The sequence below is a fragment of the Micromonospora sp. PRAS1 genome (assembly GCF_059553435.1).
The window spans coordinates 1-17,003 of sequence record NZ_JCANNB010000032.1 but is presented as its reverse complement, the minus strand read 5'-3'; the positions used below and the strand labels follow the sequence as shown (position 1 = coordinate 17,003).

The 17,003-nt window shown below is 72.8% G+C and carries 18 protein-coding genes and 1 pseudogene; 12 read left to right on the top strand and 7 right to left on the bottom strand.

What is annotated here, in order from left to right; genetic code table 11:
- Positions 1-6 precede the first annotated feature (6 nt).
- The 5 genes from AC507J_RS24645 (at position 7) to AC507J_RS24625 (ending at position 4,054) form a co-directional block, all read left to right on the top strand.
- Positions 7-459 carry a hypothetical protein gene (locus tag AC507J_RS24645; protein WP_496291570.1) on the top strand — a complete coding sequence of 151 codons (453 nt, stop codon included), beginning with the start codon at positions 7-9 and terminating at the stop codon, positions 457-459.
- Positions 456-671: a DUF2997 domain-containing protein gene (locus tag AC507J_RS24640; protein WP_496291569.1), complete on the top strand. Its 216-nt coding sequence runs from the start codon at positions 456-458 to the stop codon at positions 669-671. The genes AC507J_RS24645 and AC507J_RS24640 overlap by 4 nt, the downstream gene beginning before the upstream one ends.
- Positions 655-1,539, top strand: a complete 885-nt coding sequence (locus AC507J_RS24635) for a ComEA family DNA-binding protein (RefSeq protein ID WP_496291568.1) — start codon at positions 655-657, stop codon at positions 1,537-1,539. Before AC507J_RS24640 ends, AC507J_RS24635 begins: the two co-directional genes overlap by 17 nt.
- On the top strand, positions 1,532-2,290 hold the full coding sequence (locus tag AC507J_RS24630) for a 4Fe-4S single cluster domain-containing protein (RefSeq protein ID WP_496291567.1): 759 nt from the start codon (positions 1,532-1,534) through the stop codon (positions 2,288-2,290). The genes AC507J_RS24635 and AC507J_RS24630 overlap by 8 nt, the downstream gene beginning before the upstream one ends.
- 132 nt (positions 2,291-2,422) lie before the next feature.
- Positions 2,423-4,054, top strand: coding sequence for a M28 family peptidase (locus AC507J_RS24625; protein WP_496291566.1), 1,632 nt, complete (start codon positions 2,423-2,425; stop codon positions 4,052-4,054).
- Positions 4,055-4,109: 55 nt separating this feature from the next.
- Here AC507J_RS24625 and AC507J_RS24620 read toward each other — a convergent pair whose 3' ends face one another.
- From AC507J_RS24620 to AC507J_RS24610, 3 genes are read right to left on the bottom strand one after another with little or no spacing between them, the layout of a single operon-like run.
- Positions 4,110-4,811, bottom strand: coding sequence for a YqeB family protein (locus AC507J_RS24620; RefSeq protein ID WP_496291565.1), 702 nt, complete (start codon positions 4,809-4,811; stop codon positions 4,110-4,112).
- Positions 4,808-5,590: an ABC transporter permease gene (locus AC507J_RS24615; RefSeq protein WP_496291564.1), complete on the bottom strand. Its 783-nt coding sequence runs from the start codon at positions 5,588-5,590 to the stop codon at positions 4,808-4,810. The genes AC507J_RS24620 and AC507J_RS24615 overlap by 4 nt, the downstream gene beginning before the upstream one ends.
- A complete protein-coding gene (locus AC507J_RS24610; protein WP_496291563.1) occupies positions 5,587-6,510 on the bottom strand; it encodes an ABC transporter ATP-binding protein in 924 nt (307 codons plus the stop codon). The genes AC507J_RS24615 and AC507J_RS24610 overlap by 4 nt, the downstream gene beginning before the upstream one ends.
- A 132-nt stretch (positions 6,511-6,642) precedes the next feature.
- Here AC507J_RS24610 and AC507J_RS24605 point away from each other — a divergent pair, with 132 nt between their 5' ends.
- The 3 genes from AC507J_RS24605 to AC507J_RS24595 all read left to right on the top strand — a co-directional run bounded on the left by AC507J_RS24605 (position 6,643) and on the right by AC507J_RS24595 (position 9,287).
- Complete coding sequence (locus tag AC507J_RS24605) at positions 6,643-7,878, top strand: sensor histidine kinase (RefSeq protein ID WP_496291562.1); 1,236 nt, start codon at positions 6,643-6,645, stop codon at positions 7,876-7,878.
- Positions 7,854-8,579 (top strand): response regulator, encoded by a 726-nt coding sequence (locus AC507J_RS24600; protein ID WP_496291621.1) that lies wholly within the window; start codon positions 7,854-7,856, stop codon positions 8,577-8,579. Before AC507J_RS24605 ends, AC507J_RS24600 begins: the two co-directional genes overlap by 25 nt.
- Positions 8,580-8,693: 114 nt before the next feature.
- Positions 8,694-9,287 carry a hypothetical protein gene (locus AC507J_RS24595; RefSeq protein ID WP_496291561.1) on the top strand — a complete coding sequence of 198 codons (594 nt, stop codon included), beginning with the start codon at positions 8,694-8,696 and terminating at the stop codon, positions 9,285-9,287.
- A gap of 103 nt (positions 9,288-9,390) precedes the next feature.
- On the opposite strand, the gene AC507J_RS24590 is transcribed toward AC507J_RS24595, so the two are convergent.
- Positions 9,391-10,164 (bottom strand): D-Ala-D-Ala carboxypeptidase family metallohydrolase, encoded by a 774-nt coding sequence (locus AC507J_RS24590; RefSeq protein WP_496291560.1) that lies wholly within the window; start codon positions 10,162-10,164, stop codon positions 9,391-9,393.
- A 313-nt stretch (positions 10,165-10,477) separates the two neighbouring features.
- Between AC507J_RS24590 and AC507J_RS24585 the strand changes: the two genes are divergently transcribed.
- Both AC507J_RS24585 and AC507J_RS24580 read left to right on the top strand, forming a co-directional pair.
- A complete protein-coding gene (locus AC507J_RS24585; RefSeq protein WP_496291559.1) occupies positions 10,478-11,107 on the top strand; it encodes a DUF6642 family protein in 630 nt (209 codons plus the stop codon).
- A gap of 49 nt (positions 11,108-11,156) precedes the next feature.
- A pseudogene (locus AC507J_RS24580) lies at positions 11,157-11,339 on the top strand (PPOX class F420-dependent oxidoreductase); the annotation flags it as partial.
- A 160-nt stretch (positions 11,340-11,499) separates the two neighbouring features.
- Here the strand turns inward: AC507J_RS24580 and AC507J_RS24575 are convergent.
- The 3 genes from AC507J_RS24575 to AC507J_RS24565 form a co-directional block, all read right to left on the bottom strand.
- On the bottom strand, positions 11,500-12,942 hold the full coding sequence (locus AC507J_RS24575; RefSeq protein WP_496291558.1) for a M28 family peptidase: 1,443 nt from the start codon (positions 12,940-12,942) through the stop codon (positions 11,500-11,502).
- Positions 12,943-13,049: 107 nt separating this feature from the next.
- Positions 13,050-13,691: an NAD(P)-dependent oxidoreductase gene (locus tag AC507J_RS24570; protein ID WP_496291557.1), complete on the bottom strand. Its 642-nt coding sequence runs from the start codon at positions 13,689-13,691 to the stop codon at positions 13,050-13,052.
- A 227-nt stretch (positions 13,692-13,918) separates the two neighbouring features.
- Positions 13,919-15,151 carry a serine hydrolase domain-containing protein gene (locus AC507J_RS24565; protein ID WP_496291556.1) on the bottom strand — a complete coding sequence of 411 codons (1,233 nt, stop codon included), beginning with the start codon at positions 15,149-15,151 and terminating at the stop codon, positions 13,919-13,921.
- Between the two features lie 74 nt (positions 15,152-15,225).
- Between AC507J_RS24565 and AC507J_RS24560 the strand changes: the two genes are divergently transcribed.
- Positions 15,226-15,822: a pentapeptide repeat-containing protein gene (locus AC507J_RS24560; RefSeq protein ID WP_496291555.1), complete on the top strand. Its 597-nt coding sequence runs from the start codon at positions 15,226-15,228 to the stop codon at positions 15,820-15,822.
- Between the two features lie 127 nt (positions 15,823-15,949).
- A complete protein-coding gene (locus AC507J_RS24555; RefSeq protein WP_496291554.1) occupies positions 15,950-16,975 on the top strand; it encodes a hypothetical protein in 1,026 nt (341 codons plus the stop codon).
- The last annotated feature ends 28 nt before the right edge of the window (positions 16,976-17,003 follow it).

Here is a 17,003-nt window from a genome sequence, read left to right as displayed (position 1 = left end):
ACGAGCATGAGTATCTCGCTGGTACTACTGCCGCTGGCCGTCGCCGCGGTGGCGGCGACACAGGGCGTCAGCGCGGCCCGCGACCGGCAGGGCCAGGTCGTCTGCCAGGTGCAGACCCGGATGCGGGACGAGACGCTGCTCGCCGCCGCGCTGCACGACACCGCCGCCGTGGTCGGTGTCGAGCGGGACACCATCACCGCGGACTGGTCCGGCGTACGGGCGCGTTTCCAGCGCGGCGTGGACGGCATCTGGTCGGCGCACTTCACCGGCGAGGTCGACGAGGAGCGGGCGGTCGAGGTGGTCCGGGCCATCGACGTCGCGTACGGGCGGCAGGTGCAGCGGGCCGTCCTGGAGCGGCTGCGGCAGCAGGCTCCCGCCGCCGGGCTGCGGTTGGAGTCCGAAGAGGTCACCGAGGACGACAGCGTCCGCCTGGTCTTCGCCGTCGGGGGCCGGTCGTGACGGGCGACCGGCCACGGGTGGTGGTCACGGTCAGCAGCGAGGGCGTGGTGCGCGCCGAGACCAGGGACATCCTCGGCGAGCGCTGCCTGGACTACGTCGCCGTCCTGGAGGACCTGCTGGCGGCCCGCGCGGTCGACAGCGCCTACACCGCCGACCACACGCGTATCGCCGAGACCGCGCCACAGGAGGACCGTGATGTCGAACGCGCCTGACCCGCGATGGTCGCCATCCGGCCATCCCTCGGCGGGGCAGCCGCCGTCGCCGGCCGCGAGCCTCAAGTGGCGGCTGATGCACAGCTGGTGGCTGCTGCTGCCGGCGCTCGGCATGAGCTGCCTCGGTGGGTTCGGCTTTCTCTACGTGGGGCTGCGCGCCAAGCGCCCGGCCTGGTGGATCGCCGGGATCGTCTACCTCGTGGTCGGCTGGACCGCCTTCATCCTGGTCGGCGAGTCCCGCCAGGGCGACCCGCTCACCGACTGGATGACCGGCGTGGTGCTGGCCGTCTGGTTCACCAGCATCGCGCACGCCGTCATGATCAACTCTTCCTGGCTGCGCTGGCGGGCGGGCTACCGTCCCTGGCACGCCCAACCACAGGTGCCCGGCACCCTCGCACCGCCCCCCGGTGCGAACCCGACCGCTCCGCCGGTCTCCGGCGCGAACCCGACCGCTCCGCCGGTCTCCGGGGTGGACCCGGCAGGCCCCGGTGTGAGCTCCGCGGTCGGGCCCGGCCGCCCCGCGCCGGAGTTCTCGACGCCCGGCTACTACGGCACCGGTCCGGCCGCCGCGCCCGTGCCGCCCGGCGGCGGGCCGCGACCGTTGGACATGACCGCCGGCCAGCTGGACGTCAACACCGCGCGGCCGGAGGAGTTCGCGGCGCTGCCCGGACTCGACCCGCAGCGGGTACGCCAGGTGCTGGCCGAACGGGACCGGCGGGGTGGGTTCGGCAGCGTCTCGGAGTTCGTCGCCGCAGCTGGCCTGGCCCCGCACGAGTACGCGCGGCTGCGGGACAACCTGGTGTGTTCGCCGCCGGCCCGGCCAGGACCGCTGCAACACCCGCCATCCGGCCGCGTCCTGGATGTCTGAGCAGCCGGCGCTGCTCGGCCCGGCACCGCCCGGTACGGCAGCGGATGCCGGGACGGCCGGGCGGCAGGCGGTCGGGACCGCCGGCCCGGCACCGCGCCGGGCGACGGGAACCGTCGCGCTGGCCCGGTTTCTCGCCGCGACCCGGGCCGAGGGGCCGGGCGAGCGGACCGCCCTCTGGGTGCAGGGCTGCGCCATCCGCTGCCCCGGTTGCTTCAACCCGCACCTGTGGAGCTTCCGCGGCGGCGAGCAGGTCACCCCGGCCGAGTTGGTGGGCCGGGTGCTCGACGCCGGCACCGAGGGGCTGACCCTGCTCGGTGGTGAACCCTTCGACCAGGCGGCCCCGCTGGCCGAGGTGGCCGCCGGGGTACGCGACGCCGGACGCTCGGTGATGACCTTCACCGGCTACACCCGCGCCCAGTTGGCGACGGCGGTCGACGCCGGCCGGGACGACGTCGCCGCGTTGCTCGCCGGGACAGATCTGCTGGTGGCCGGCGCGTTCGAGGCCGACCGGATCGACACCCGGCGGCCCTGGGTCGGCTCGACCAATCAGGAGTTCGTACTGCTCAGCGACCGTTTTCCCGAGCTGCTTACCGGTCTGCCGGAGCGCCCGGACCGGGTGGAGGTCACAGTGGATGCCGCCGGGCGGGTCGCGGTGAACGGCTGGGCCGAAATGGACGCGCTCGACGAACTGCTGGCCGCGGTGGCCCGCCCGCCGGCGAGGCGGCGGCCGGCCCCTGGCGGCGGTCCTTAGCAGCTCAGCGGCTGTTCGTCCTCAGACGAACAGACCCTTTGCTTCGGCTCGGATGTGCATGAGGATGGCACGAACATCCGGCACACGGGGGTAGGGGAGCCGGATACCCGCAGAGGAAGGACGTGGCACATCGTGGTGCCTTTCTCCGGTAAAAGGGTGCTCGCCGGTATCGCGGCGGGCACGCTTCTGGGCACGGTGGGGCTGGTGAACCCGGCGTCGGCGAGCCCGAACAACAACACCGTCAAGAAGCTGACCAAGGCGGTCACCGTCGAGGGGGTCTTCAAGCACCTCGACAAGTTCCAGGCCATCGCGAACGCCAACGACGGCACGCGTGCCTCGGGGACGCCGGGCTACGACGCCAGCGTCGACTATGTGGCCGGGCTGTTGAAGAAGGCCGGCTACCAGGTGACCCGGCAGCAGTTCGACTTCGCGTACTACGAGGAGTTCGGTTCCTCGTTCGCGCAGGTGGCACCGAACCCGACCACGTACACCGTCGGCGTCGACTACGCGCTGATGTCGTACTCGGGCGCCGGGGTGGCCGAAGGGGCCGTGGTCCCGATCGACCTCGCCCTCACGCCGCCGCGCGACTCGACGTCCGGCTGCGAGGCGAGCGACTTCGCCGGTGTGGACGTGACCGGCAAGATCGCCCTGATGCAGCGCGGCACCTGCGGCTTCGGCGAGAAGGCGGCCAACGCCGAGGCCGCCGGCGCGGCGGGCGCGATCATCATGAACCAGGGCAACGGCACTCCGGAGGCCAACCCGGACCGCTACGAGCTGTTCGCTGGCACGCTGAGCGCGCCGGTCGGCATCCCGACGGTGGCCGTGTCGTACGACACCGGGGCGCAGTTCGCCGCCACGTCGGGCCTGACGCTGCGGATCGAGGCCGACACCACCTCGGAGATCCGCAGCACCGAGAACCTCTTCGCGCAGACCAGGCAGGGTCGCACCGACAACGTGGTCGTGGCCGGGGCGCACCTGGACTCGGACCCGGCCGGTCCGGGCTACAACGACAACGGCACCGGCAGCGCCGCGCTGCTCGAGGTCGCGCTCCAGATGGCCAAGGTGAAGCCGCACAACGCGGTCCGTTTCGCCTGGTGGGGCGCGGAGGAGGCCGGCCTGATCGGCAGCCAGTACTACGTGGACTCGCTTACCGAGCAGCAGGTCGCCGACATCGCCCTTTACCTGAACTTCGACATGATCGGTTCGCCGAACTACGTCTTCGGGGTGTACGACGGCGACGACTCCGCGCAGGAGGGTTCCGGCCCGGGTCCGGAGGGTTCGGCGCAGATCGAGCAGGTGTTCGAGAAGTTCTTCGCCTCCCGGAAGCTGCCCACCGTGCCGTCGGACTTCACCGGCCGCTCGGACTACGGGGCGTTCATCGGCGTCGACATCCCGGCCGGTGGCCTCTTCACCGGTGCCGAGGGCCTCAAGACGGCCGAGGAGGCTGCCCTCTTCGGCGGCCTGGTCGGGGAGGCGTACGACCCCTGCTACCACCAGGCCTGTGACAGCCGTACCCCGGTCGCCGACGGTGCCGACGCCGAGCTGTACCGGGCGCTGGGCAAGAAGTACAAGCTCAAGGGCAACGTCAACGTCTTCGCGCTCGACGTCAACGCCGACGCCATCGCCACCGCGGTGCTCACGTTCGCGTACGACACCTCGGCCGTGAACGGCGTGCCGGGCAAGACGCCCGGCAAGGGCAAGGGCAAGGGCAAGGGTAAGGGCAAGCCGCACGGCCACAAGCACGGTCACAAGCACTGGAGATGATCCAGGTGCCGCGCTGAACCGGGCCGGGCCCCACCTCGGGGCCCGGCCCGGCTGGTCAGCCGGGTGGGAGGGCCGAGCGGGTCAGCCGCCAGTACTGGCGCTTGCCGTCGTCGCGCAGCACCACGCCGTAGCGGCCCAGTTCGGTACGCAACTCCCGGGCCTCGTCGTCCCGATCCTTCTCCAGCGCCTCCTGCCGGGCCCGCAGCAGCGCGTCCGCGCCCTCCGGCAGCCCGGGCAGCCCCGGCACCCAGCGTCGGTACGCGTCCCGGTGCGGGTCCGCCTCCGCCCACGGCCAGCCGTGCTCCCGGAACGCCCCGGCCAACTGGTCGGCCGGCAGGTCGGAGGGCTGCCGGGCCAGCTCGCCCTCGTCCGCGTCGAGCAGCACCAGGTCCTTGCCGTCGACGAAGACCATCCGGGTCGCCGACCGGCCGACCTCCCGTTCGGCGCTGCCGCAGCGCAGCCGCACCCGGGTGCCGTCCACGGTGACCCGCACCCGCTCGGCGGTGCCGATCGCACCGATCACCAGCCCGGCCAGCAGGCCGACCGCCGCCCCACCGGCCAGCGCGTACGGGTCGGACAGCCCGTCGACCCAGCGGAACAGCCCCTGCGCCGGTGCCCAGGGCAGGCCGGCCACCCAACCGGCGCCGGCCGCCAGCAGCCCACCCGCCAGGCCACCGGCGAGCGGAATGCCGGCCCAGAGCACCAGCAGCTCGCCGGCCCCGCCGCTTACCACGCTCGGCGTACCGTACGCCGTCACGCCACCTCCCGACGCATCGTGCGGACCAGCCCCGCGAGCAGCGGCACGACCAGCCACACCAGCAGTGACACCCCGAGCCGCCCCCACTGCCCGGCGGTCATCTCGGCGGTGAACAGTGGCTCCATTGTGCGTCCGGCGTCCAGCCACTCGGCCGCCCGGCGCAGCGGCCGGACCAGTTCACCCACGATCGCCCAGGCGTTCGGCAGCACCAGGTAGGTCACGATGGCCAGCGGGGTGTGCAGGAGCAGCAGGCCGAAGCCGGCGCCAAGCAACACGTTGGACACCTGGAACACGGCCGTGTGCAGCAGTAGCGTGCCCTCGATCCGCCAGCTGCCCGCGCCGCCGGTCGCCCCGGCGATAAGCGTGCCGACGGCGGCGACGGCGAGGCTCGCCAGCAGCGCCGCCAGCGCCGCCGCGACCAGCGCGGTGAGTTTGGCGGCGATCACCCGTTCCCGCCGGGGCACCAGGGCGAACGTGGCCAACGCGGTGCGCTGCGACCACTCGCTGGTGATCGAGAGGATGCCCAGCACCGGCAGCAACAGCCCGACCGGGAGCAGCGACGGCAGGAAGAAGTTGACGAAGGTCTGCTCGGCGTCGGGGGCGTACACCAGTTGGAGCGCGACGACGGCGGCGGTGACCAACCCGATGGTGATCAGCAGCCAGCGGCCGGCCCGGGTGTCGACCAGCTTGCGCGCCTCCACGACGGTCAGCCGGGCCAGCGACGGTTGGCGCTCCGCCGACCGGGTGGCCTCGGGCGTGCTGGTGGTGATGGTCGTCATCGGGCGGCCTCCTTGATGGCGCCGGTCTCGGCGGGGTGGGTGGCGTCCGGCTCGGCGGTGAGGGTGAGGAAGAGCTGCTCCAGGCCACCGGCACCGGCCGGCCGCAGTTCGGTCAGGGCGACCCCGGCCGCCGTGGCGGCCAACCCGACCGCCTCGCTGTCGGCGCGGACCAGCAGCCCCTCGGTGCCGTCGCTCACCGGCAGGCCGGCGCGCTCCAGCGCGCCGCGCAGCGCCGCCCGGTCCCGGGCCCGCACCAGCGTGCCGCCGCCGGCAAGCAACTCGTCCTTGTCGCCCTGGGCCACGATCCGGCCGCCCCCGATCACCACCAGCCGGTCCGCGACCGCCTCCACCTCGCGCAGCAGGTGGGAGGAGAGCAGCACGGTGCCACCCCGGTCGGCGAAGTCGCGCAGCAGGCCGCGCATCCAGAAGATCCCCTCCGGGTCCAGGCCGTTGGCCGGCTCGTCCAGGATCAGCACCCGGGGGTCGCCGAGCAGCGCGTGCGCCAGCCCGAGCCGCTGCCGCATCCCCAACGAGTACGCCCGGACCCGGCGCTTCGCCGCGACCGCGTCCAACCCGACCCGGTCCAGTGCCTCGCCCACCACCCGCCGGTCCACCCCCATCGTGGCGGCGGCCACGGTCAGCACCTCCCGGCCGGTACGCCCGGCATGCTGGGCGGAGGCGTCCAGCAACACGCCGACCAGCCGGCCCGGGTTGGGCAGTTGCCGGTAGGGCCGCCCGGCGACGGTGGCGCTGCCGGCGGTCGGTGGCGTGAGTCCGCAGATCATCCGCATGGTGGTGGACTTGCCGGCCCCGTTGGGACCGAGGAAACCGGTGACCGTGCCCGGTTCGCAGCGGAACGACACGTCCTCGACGGCGGTGTGCCGCCCGTACCGTTTGGTGAGTTGAGCTACCTCGATCATGCCGGCCAGGCTGCCGGAGCCAGCCGGCTGCCCACAGCGGCCGACGGTCTGCGATCCGTATACCAAGGTCGACACCGAGGTCTCGACTTTGGTAGCTGGTCCGGCCACCGAGGGCTGCCTACCATTGCGGCTGTGACCAGCGCCGTCGTCGAACACCCGGGCCTGCTGCCCGGCTCGCTCGGCACGAGCCACAAGCACTTCCGCCGTACCACGCGGGACTGGCTGGTCGACAGCCTCTGTTTTCTCGTCTCCATCGGCTGGGTGCTGCTGGCCACGCTCGACGCCGCCTCGCCGGATCCGTCGTTCGCCGAACAGCTCCCGTACGACTGGATGGTCGTCGCGGATGCGCTGTTCGGCCTGGCCTGCGCGGCGGCGCTCTGGGTACGCCGTCGCTGGCCGCTCGGGCTGGCGCTGGCCACGCTGCCGCTCGGGATGTTCTCGATGGCCGCGGTGATTCCGCTGCTTGTCATCTACTTCACGGTGGTGGTGCACCGGCGCACGGCGGTGGCCCTGGCGGTCACCGCGGCCGGCCTGCTCACCAACATGGTCATGGCCCTGCTGCGCCCCGATCCCAGCATCTCCTACTGGCCCGCTGCGGTGTGGGGCATCGTCATCACCCTGCTGGTGCTGGCCTGGGGGATGTTCGTCCGGGCGCGCCGGCAGCTGGTGCTGTCGCTGCGCGAGCGGGCCGAGCGGGCCGAGGCCGAGCAGCAGCTGCGGGTGGCCCAGGCCCGGCACCTGGAGCGCACCCGGATCGCCCGGGAGATGCACGACGTGCTGGCCCATCGGATCTCGCTGCTCAGCCTGCACGCCGGGGCGCTTGAGTTCCGCCCCGACGCGACCCCGCAGGAGGTGGCGCGGGCGGCCGGGGTGATCCGGGGCAGCGCGCACGCCGCCCTTCAGGACCTGCGGGAGGTGATCGGGGTGCTGCGGGCCGAGGGCTCCCTCGCCGAGGAGCCGGAGCCTCCGCAGCCCACCATCGCGGACCTGCCCGCACTGGTCGCCGAGTCCCGGGCCGCCGGGGTCCGCGTCGATCTGCGTGACGAGGTGTCGGGCGTCGACCCGCTGCCCGCCGCGCTCGGCCGGACCGCGTACCGGATCGTGCAGGAGGGGCTGACCAACGCCCGCAAGCACGCCACCGGTGCCGCCGTCACGGTCGGGCTCCGGGGGGCGCCGGCGGACGGGTTGACCGTGGAGATCCGTAACCGGTGGCCGGTGGGTGAACTGACCGAACAGATCCCCGGCTCCGGTACCGGCCTGATCGGCGTGGCCGAGCGGGTGCACCTTGCCGGCGGGCGGCTGACCCACGGTCGGGACGGCAGCGGCGATTTCCGGCTGGCCGCCTGGCTGCCCTGGCCGGCGTCGTGACCGGCCCCGATCCGGCGGCCGGCAGCCCGGCGGGCGACGCCGTCGAGCCCGTGCGGATCCTGATCGTGGACGACGACGCGCTGGTCCGGGCCGGGCTGTCGATGATCCTCGGCGGCGCACCCGATTTGCGGGTGGTCGGCGAGGCGGCGGACGGCAGCGAGGTCGCGGCCGCGGTCGCCGCGTGCCGGCCGGACGTGGTGCTGATGGACATCCGGATGCCCCGGGTCGACGGGCTGGCCGCGACGGAGGCGCTGCGCGCGGCGCCCCGGCCGCCCGAGGTGCTCGTGCTTACCACCTTCGACGCCGACGAGTACGTGTTGCGTGCGTTGCGGGCCGGGGCGGGCGGCTTCCTGCTGAAGGACACCCCGCCGGCCGAGATCGTGCGGGCGGTACGCCGGGTGGCGGCGGGCGAGGCGACACTCTCCCCGACGGTCGTCCGGACCCTCATCGAGCACGTCACCGTGCCGACGGTGACCGACCCACGCCGGGAGCGGGCCCTCGGGCTGCTGGCCGGACTGGCCGAGCGGGAACGCGCGGTCGCGATCGCCGTCGGCCAGGGCCGCACCAACGCCGAGATCGCCGGTGAGCTTTTCATGAGCGTGGCCACCGTCAAGGCGTACGTCTCGCGGCTGCTGACCCGACTCGGGCTGAACAACCGGGTGCAGATCGCGCTGCTCGTGCACGATGCCGGGCTGGTCTGACCGGCTCGAAAACAGGCGCGGAAACCCGGTTGAACTATCCCGCGCCGGGAGCCGTACCAATGCGCGAGGTGCGGTGCTCAAGCGCACCGCTACCGGAGCTTCGGGAGGCCTGCCGTGCGAGTTGATGAGCAGTCGACGGATCCCATCGATCAGATTCTGGGCGAGTTGCCGGTCCCGACATCGCTGACCCCCGAGGACGTCCGGCTGGCGGTCCGGGCGGTGGTCGTGCATGCGGCCGAGGAGTGGCCCTCGGGGGCGCTGTGCCGCAACGACGGTGCCCGGTTCCCCTGCCGGTTGCACCGGTGGGGCCGGCGGGTGTTGTTGAACCACGGGTTGAACGAGCGCCAGCTCGACGCCCTCATCCGGCACGGCAACCCGTTCGTGCACGTGCCGTTCCCGTTCCTGGTGAACGGGCCGAACCCGGGCCGTACCCCGGGTGCCCGCCCGCAGGGCGCCACCGGCTATCCGGCGCGGGGTGACCGTACGCCCGGCTACCCGCCGCGTGGCGATCGTGCCGCCGGTTACCCGGCGCGGCCGGAGCGTACGCCCGGCTATCCGGCGCGTCCGGACCGTGCCGCCGGCTACCCGACGCGGGGCCCGGTCCCGCGGGTGGCGGCTCCTGCGGCGCGGACCGGCACCCGCACCCCCGGCACCGGCCGGCCGGTGGCACCCCCCGCCACCGCGCCGCGCTGGCCGCGGGCGAGCTGAGAGGGACTCGTCCGCCGGCGGTACGACGCCGGTCCGGAGCGCGCGGTCGTTCCCCCGCCCGCGCCCGGACCGGCGTCGCGACCTCGCCCGCGACCGTCCCGGCTCAGATCCCGCAGTTCGGCGCGGACCAGTACGTGCGGTTGGTGACGCCGTCCCGGTTGTTCTCCCGCCGGGAGTCGACGTGTACGTGGTTGTTGTGCCCGCTCACGCCGGGGCCGACGATTCCGCTGAAGCCGTGGTCGCGGGCCTGACGGGCGATCTGGCACAGCGACCGGTCGTTGGAGATGACGTCGGCGGCGTTGCCGTAGAGGTGCTGGCTGTTCGTCGCGCCACCCACCCGGCTGTTGCAGCTGCGGTCACGGAAACCGCTGGTGACGATCAACGGCTGGTCGCCGAGGCTGCGGCGCAGCGCCTCCAGCTTCCACATGGTGCGTAGGGCGTTCTGCCGGGTCTGGTCGGCCGACAACGGGCCGCCCGTCCAGCCGCCCTGACCGCAGCCGTTGTCCAGCTCCGGGTAGATGAAGTGCCGGGGCGTGCAGTCGTTGTCCTGGAGGTCGTACAGCTTCGCGAAGGTATCCGGCCCGGCGATCCCGTCGACGCCGAGCCCGTACGCCTTCTGGAACCGGCGGATCGCGGCGGCGGTCTTCGGGCCGTACTTGCCGTCCAGTTCGACGATGTCGCGTCGGCCGGCCCAGCCGGCCACCCGCAGTTGCAGTTCGCGCACGTCGCTGCCGGAGGCGCCCTGGTAGAGGCTGCGTTTCCAGGTGTAACAGCCGTCGGCGTGGGCGGCTGGCGCGGCGACCACCGAGGCGATCGCGGCGCCCGGAAGCGCCAGCGCGAGGGCGACGACGGCCCGCTTCAAGGTGTGTACGCGCACAGGTAGTCCTCCCGATAAGAGAGCGAATGGGGTGACATCCGGGACTTCGGCCGAGCCGTCCCGCTGATTCACCCTCGCACCGGGCAAGCCGATTCGCGGCGATTAACGAGAATTGTCCTCACAATTGGTCGTGCCTGAGTGTCGGCTGGGAAATGCCGGCATTTACGAATCGGACATCCACCGCCGTACGAGCGCAGAGGGCGCCGACCCGACAATTACTGTGCCGAAAGTCGCATTCAGTCTTACCGAGGGTGATGTTGCCGGGTCAGCCCGGGCCGGTAACGTCAGCGCGGGCGACGACGGGGAGGCGGGCGTGGCGCGCGGTGGAATTTTCTGCGTCGAGGGCCAGTGGCACCGGGACCTGAACGAACGGGGGTCGGTGCTGCCCACCCTCGAACTGCTCGAACGGCTGGGCCGGGTCCGGTTCATCCACAAGGACGCGGCCACCCGCGACGAGCTGTTCTACTTCATCGACCGCTGGCTGCTCAAGCAGTACGCGGACCACCGGCTCGGCTTCTTCGCGATGCACGGCGAGCCGAACCGGTTGTGCCTGACCGACTGGCACTCGGTGGAACTCACCGAGGTGGCCGAGCGGATGGCCGGGCGCTGCGAGGGGCGGCGGCTCTACTTCGGCAGCTGTTCCGTGCTGCGCGCCCCCGAATCGGTGCTCCGCGACTTCCTCGACGTCACCGGCGCCGCGCTGATCTGCGGCTTCACCCGCGAGGTGGACTGGGTCGAGTCGGCCGCGTTCGAGACCGTGCTGCTCGACGTGCTCGCCAACGGCCAGCGCCACAACGCCGCCGAGTTGCGGATGGGATCGGCACACTGGGCGCCGCTCGCCTCGTACCTCGGCTTCCGGGTGATCTACGCGAACGGCCGGGCGTGGCGACCGCCGGCCCGCCACCGGGTGCCCAGCCAGGCGTCCGCCGGCCGGTCCGGCTGAGGGCTGATAGAAACGAACGATGCCACGCACGATCGCACGCAACGCCCGGGTCGACCTGCCCGACGCCCTGGAACCGCTTGTGGAGTACTTCCGCAGCATCTCCGGCGAGCACCCGGACTGGGACGAGTACCGGGCGGCGATGGTGCGGCAGGGCAAGTCGCTGATCCGGGTCACCATCACCGGTTGGGGCCCCGTCGCCACCGGCGGCTTCCCGGCCCGGCTGGCCGACTGAACCGGGTCCGGCTGGCCCACTGCCGGGTCCGGCTGGGTAGCTGAGCTTCCCGGTACGTCCCGGCCAAGGTCGTCCGGGTCCGGCTGGGCGGCTGAACGGGCCGGCGTACCAAAATGGGGCGGGTTACGGCGATCGGCCGTAACCCGCCCCATTCGGTCAATCAGGACCGGGCCGTCGCGTAGGTGGCGCAGCCGATCAGTTCCATCGACACCTGGAGCCGCTCCAGGCTGATGTTCTTGGCGATGGTGTCCTCCGGGCTGTGGTACGGCGGCTCCAGCAGCGCCGGCGACTCCTCACCCCGCCAGGAGAAGTTGGCGCTGGCGATGCCGACCTCCTGGAACGACTGGTGGTCGCTGGCCCCGCGCTGGGTGACCGGGGAGATCTGCGGCTGGTAGCCGAGCCGCTGCGCGGCGGCGGTGACCTCGTCGGTGGCGCGGTTGCTCTGGCCGGTGAACGACAGCAGCCAGTACCGCGTCGCCGGGTCCCAGCTCGTGGCGACCATGTCGTTCTGGTAGACGGCGAGGATCCGGTCGCGCTCGACCTGCGGCAGCTCGCGGACGTAGTAGCGCGAGCCGATCAGGCCCTGCTCCTCCGAACCCCAGAGGCCGAACCGCACGGTGGCGTTGACCGGGATCGCCTTCAGCACCCGGGCCAGCTCCAGGCAGAGCACGGTGCCGGAGCCGTCGTCGTTGGCACCCGGCGCGCCGATCACCGAGTCGTAGTGGGCGCTGACCATCACCACCGGGCCGTTCGGACCCGACCGCCCCTGCCGCTCGGCCAGCACGTTGTACGAGGTCAGCCCCCGGTGCGCGGTGGTGGCGATGGTGAGCGTCAGCGGCCGGGCGGCGAGCAGCGCCCGGAGCCGGTGCTTCTGCGCCTGGGCCACCCCGACCACGGGGATCGGCAGCGGCGAGGCGGCCGAGCCGGGCAGGGTGGGGGAGAACGCCGACGCCCGACGGGGCTCCACCAGGTCGGCCGGGAGGAAGACCAGCCCGACCGCGCCGGCGGCCAGCGCCCGCGCCGCCAGCTGCTCACGCTGGCCGGCGACGTAGTCCACCAGCGCGATCTTGCCGCTGACCTCGGCGGTGAAGTCGCTCGCCGAACCCGCGCCGACGTCGATCACCGAGGCGGTGACGCTTGTGTCCAGCGCCGCGTGGGCGCTCGCCCCGACCTGCCAGTTCAGGTCCGTGGGCAGGCCGGCCGGCGAGCTGAGCTGCGCGAGGAACTTGTCGGCCACCGGGAACGGCTGGAGGGTGGTGTCGTAGCCGAAGTGGTCGAGCTGGCCGGCGATGTAGTTGGCGGCCCGGCGCTCGGACTCGGTGCCGCCGATCCGCGGCCCGATGTTCTCGGAGAGCACCTTCAGGTGCTCCAGCGCCCGCCGGCTCGACAGCTGGGCGATTACCTTCCGGTCGTCCGGCGTGAGCTTCGGCGGTTTGTGCGCGCCCGGGCGCTGGTCGTCGGCGGCCCAGGCGGGCGCGGGGAGCGCCACGGTGGCGGCACCACCGAGGGCGACGGTAAGCATCCGTCGCCGGTTGAGGAAGCTGGAGCCGACGGAGGGGGACGATTCGTGCGGGGGTGTCACGGTGTCGTCGAGCGAAGACAAGACGGCGCCTCCTGATTCGAGGTCGGACCCGGTGTTCAGGGGTGTGTCGCCCGGGTCACAGCCGCTCGAATCTAACCCGCGAGCTGCCGCTTCTCAAGATCGCAGGGTCAGTATGCTGCGGTGAAGCGCATGTTGCGGTGGCGCGGCCGCTCGATCTCGTCGACCACCGCGACGGCCAGGTCCTCGTAGCTCAGGACGCTGCGGCCCTCGGCGTCGGTAACCGGCTGGTCGGTGCCGGTGCGGTAATGGCCGGTGCGTTCGCCCGGGTGGAACTCCAGCGGCGGGGGTGAGAGGTACGTCCAGCTCACCCCGTCGGCCGAGGAGCGGTAGAGCTCCAGGGCAGCCGCCTGGCCCAGCGCCGCGTCGCGGTACTCCGCGGGAAAGTCCGGCTCGTCCAGCAGCGGCGTGCCGGCCGGCGTGAGCAGGGTGGACCCACCGCCGACGTGAATGATCCGGGGCGCGGCGGGCATGTCGCGCAGCGCGCCGAGCAGCGCCCGGACCGCGTCGGACCAGAGCGTACGCTCGCCGCCGCCGATCGCCACCACCAGCACATCCGCCGCCGGCGCCAACTCCCGCACGCTGCGCTCGCTTGTGGCATCCCCGGTGACCACCCGGATGCCGGCCGGCAGGTACGACGTGGCCTCCGGCCGGCGTACCGCGGCAACCACCCGGTGCCCCCGGTTGAACGCCTCGACGGCGATCCGCGAGCCTGCGGTGCCACCCGCTCCGAACACGACGATGTCGCTCACGGTCCCAGGCTATGGAGCGCAGCGGGCGGGCGTCGGCGGAACGGCGATCCCGCGCGGTTTCGGTCGAACAGCGCGGGGCCTGGTCAAGCCGCACGGGACCCTGACCGGGCCGCACGGGACCCTGACCGGGCCGCACGGGACCCTGACCGGGCCGCACGGGACCCTGACCGGGCCGCACGGGACCCTGACCGGGCCGCACGGGACCCTGACCGGGCCGCGCCGGGTCCTCAGTCGAGCAGCGCGGAGTAGACCAACTGCCGCAGTTGCGGCCGGATCGGCCAGGTGCTCGACGGCATCAGCTGGGTGAAGAACAGGGCGGTGATCTCCTCGGTCGGGTCGACCCAGAAGGCGGTGCTGGCCACCCCGCCCCAGTAGTACTCGCCGACGCTGCTCGGCAGCCGGCCGGGAATCGGGTCGTCCACCACCGCGAAGCCGAGGCCGAAGCCGATCCCGTCCAGGGTCGTCTCGGCGAAGCCGCCGGTCGAGAGCGTCCCCAGATCCTGCCCGCCGGGCAGGTGGTTGCGGGCCATGAAGCGCACCGTGCGGGGGGCGAGCAGGCGTACCCCGTCCAGTTCACCGCCGCGCAGCAGCGCCTGGGTGAACCGGTGGTAGTCCGCGGCCGAGGAGATCAGCCCACCGCCGCCGGAGAGCAGGGTCGGCTTCTCGTACGCCAGATCGCCGATCGCGTCGTGGCGTACCGCGCGGCCGGTCGCCGGGTCGGGCACGTAGAGCGCGGCGAGCCGGGCGGTGTCGGCGCCGTCGACGTACCAGCGGGTGTCGTCCATGCCGAGCGGGCGCAGGACGCGCTCGGTTAGGAAGGTGTCCAGGCTCTGCCCGGAGACCACCTCGATCAGCCGACCGAGCACGTCGGTGGCGACCGAGTATCCCCAGGCGGTGCCGGGCTGGAAGAGCAACGGCAGGGCACCGAAGGCCCGGCTGGCCTCGGCCAGGTCGACGTCCGCCGGTGGGTAGAGGTCGTAGCCGGCGGCCCGGTAGAGGCCGTCGACCACTGAGGTCTGCATCCAGCCGTAGGTCAGCCCGGCGGTGTGGGTGAGCAGGTGCCAGACCCGGATCGGCTCGATCGCCGGCACCGTGTACGGCTTGAGCGTCGACCCCTTCGAGTAGACCCGCATGTCGGCGAACTCGGGCAGCCAGCGGCCGATCTCGTCGGTCAGCTCGAACCGACCCTCCTCCCAGAGGATCATCGCCGCCACCGAGGTGATCGGCTTGGTCATCGAGTAGATCCGCCAGAGGGTGTCGTCCGCCACCGGCGCGCCGGCCTCCCGGTCGCGCAGCCCGTACGTCGAGGCGTGCGCGATCTCACCGCGCCGGGTGACGACGAGCTGCCAGCCGGGCAGCCGGCCGTCGTCGACGTACCTGCCGAAGTGCTCGTCGATCCGGGCCAGTCGAACCGGGTCGAAGCCGAGCTGGGCCGCGTCGGTGCTGCGTATCGTGCTCACCCGACCGAACCTACCGGCCGGTACGCGCACCGGGGAAGACGTGCGGTGTCGGTGTCGCCGGTTAGCCTGCGGTCATGCCGGAGCCGATCGAGGACGTCACCTTCCACGACGAGGACTGGTACGCCGAAGAGCTGGCCGACCGGCACTACGTCGGCTGCGCCTTCCACCGGGTCGACCTGACCGAGGCGACCAGCCGAGGCGCGATCTTCACCAGCTGCACCTTCGGCGACGTGCGGTTCAACGTCTCCCGGCACACCGACTCGGCCTTCACCCGCTGCACCTTCATCCGGTGCAACCTGTTCGAGGCGGAGTTCGCCGGGTGCAAGGTCATCGGCAGCACCTTCGACCGGTGCGACCTGCGGCCGTTGACGGTCACCGGCGGCGACTGGTCCTTCGTCACGCTGGCCGGTGCCGACCTGCGCGGGGTGCGGTTCACCGACGTACGCATGCGGGAGGCCGACCTCAGCGGCGCGGACCTGACCGGGGCGACACTCCGCGGTGCCGACCTGTCGGACGTGCAGTGGCGGGGCACCCGACTGTCCCGTGCGGACCTTCGCGGCAGCGACCTGACCGGGCTGGATCCGACGGCGGTGCAGCGGGCCGGTACGGTCATCGACGTCTTTCAGGCCGGGACGCTGGCCCGGGCGCTCGGCTTCGACATCCGGGACTGACCTCCCCGAGTTCGAACGCGACACCGCGCACTGGCGCGGAGGGCGTCCTTGATGCCAATGTGAGTCGCCCCCGCATCCGGGTCGAGATGTGCCGGTGCGAGTCCGGTCCGGCAGAAGTGGAGAGTCGGTGGCCGAGAAGCATGCCGCGCCGAAGGGTGGCTCGCCGTCCCGCCCCGGCCGGGCCGCCCGCCACGGTGGATCCGCCCGGCACCGCTCGAGACGTCTCGGTGGCCTCCGGGACCGCCTGCACCGCCGGGCGGCGACCCACCGGCAGCCGCCCGGGGCACCGGGCGAGAGTCGCGCCGATGCCCGCCGGCTGGCCCGGGCCCGTCAGCGCCGCCGCTACGCGGTCGACGCGGTCGCCGCCTTCACCGGTCTGCTGGCCCTGGTCGGGTTCGTGAACTGGTGGTCGGAGCCGGCCCCGGAGGCCCCGGCGGAGTCCGACGGTCTGCCGGCTGTGGTCGGGCGACCGAGCCTGCCGAGCCCGGTTGCCACGGCACCGGCCGTGCCCGGGCTGCGGCCCCGCGACCGGTCGCCGAGTCCCAGCCCCAGCCCCAGCAGCTCGACGCCCGGTACCGCGCCGATGGTGCCGGTCGCGCCGGCCGCGCCGGTGACGCTCACCGTGCGCCGAGCCGACATTCCGGCCACCGTGGACCTCACCGAACTGGGCGGGCGTGACTGGGTGCACTGGGGGCTGGGCGGCGCCGGGACGACGGTGCGCAAACGCGACGGTTCCGCCGAGATCCGCGATCTGGGTGGCCGGGGCGAGCGCAGCGGCTGGGACGGCAACCAGGAACTCTTCGGGTGGCGCGACGGCGCGCCGGTCGAGTCGGCCGACCCCACGCCCGACGGCGTCTTCACCTGCGGCGTGGGCAACGGCTTCACCCTCGCCGTGGTCGCCGACGGCCAGCCGCGTACCGCCACCGTCTACCTCGGCGTCTGGATGGCCCGGGGCCGGCTGGACGTCGCGCTCTCCGACGGTGGCCCGAGTCGCACCCTGCGCCTCGAGGAACGCCACACCACCCAGTCCACCGCGGTCACGGTCGGCTTCCAGGCGCCGGCCGGCACCCGCCTCTCGCTCACCTGGACCGTCGAGGAGACCTTCACCCCGCACTGCGGCAACGTCGCCCTCCAGGCCCTCACCCTGAAGTGAAAGGAAGGGCACCTTATTAACGCCTCGG

Bases quoted from the DNA above. Each gene is read 5' to 3' on its own strand.
- AC507J_RS24645 (WP_496291570.1), top strand. From the start codon at position 7: ATGAGTATCTCGCTGGTACTACTGCCGCTGGCCGTCGCCGCGGTGGCG.
- AC507J_RS24635 (WP_496291568.1), top strand. From the start codon at position 655: ATGTCGAACGCGCCTGACCCGCGATGGTCGCCATCCGGCCATCCCTCG.
- AC507J_RS24630 (WP_496291567.1), top strand. From the start codon at position 1,532: ATGTCTGAGCAGCCGGCGCTGCTCGGCCCGGCACCGCCCGGTACGGCA.
- AC507J_RS24615 (WP_496291564.1), bottom strand. From the start codon at position 5,590: ATGACGACCATCACCACCAGCACGCCCGAGGCCACCCGGTCGGCGGAG.
- AC507J_RS24610 (WP_496291563.1), bottom strand. From the start codon at position 6,510: ATGATCGAGGTAGCTCAACTCACCAAACGGTACGGGCGGCACACCGCC.
- AC507J_RS24560 (WP_496291555.1), top strand. From the start codon at position 15,226: ATGCCGGAGCCGATCGAGGACGTCACCTTCCACGACGAGGACTGGTAC.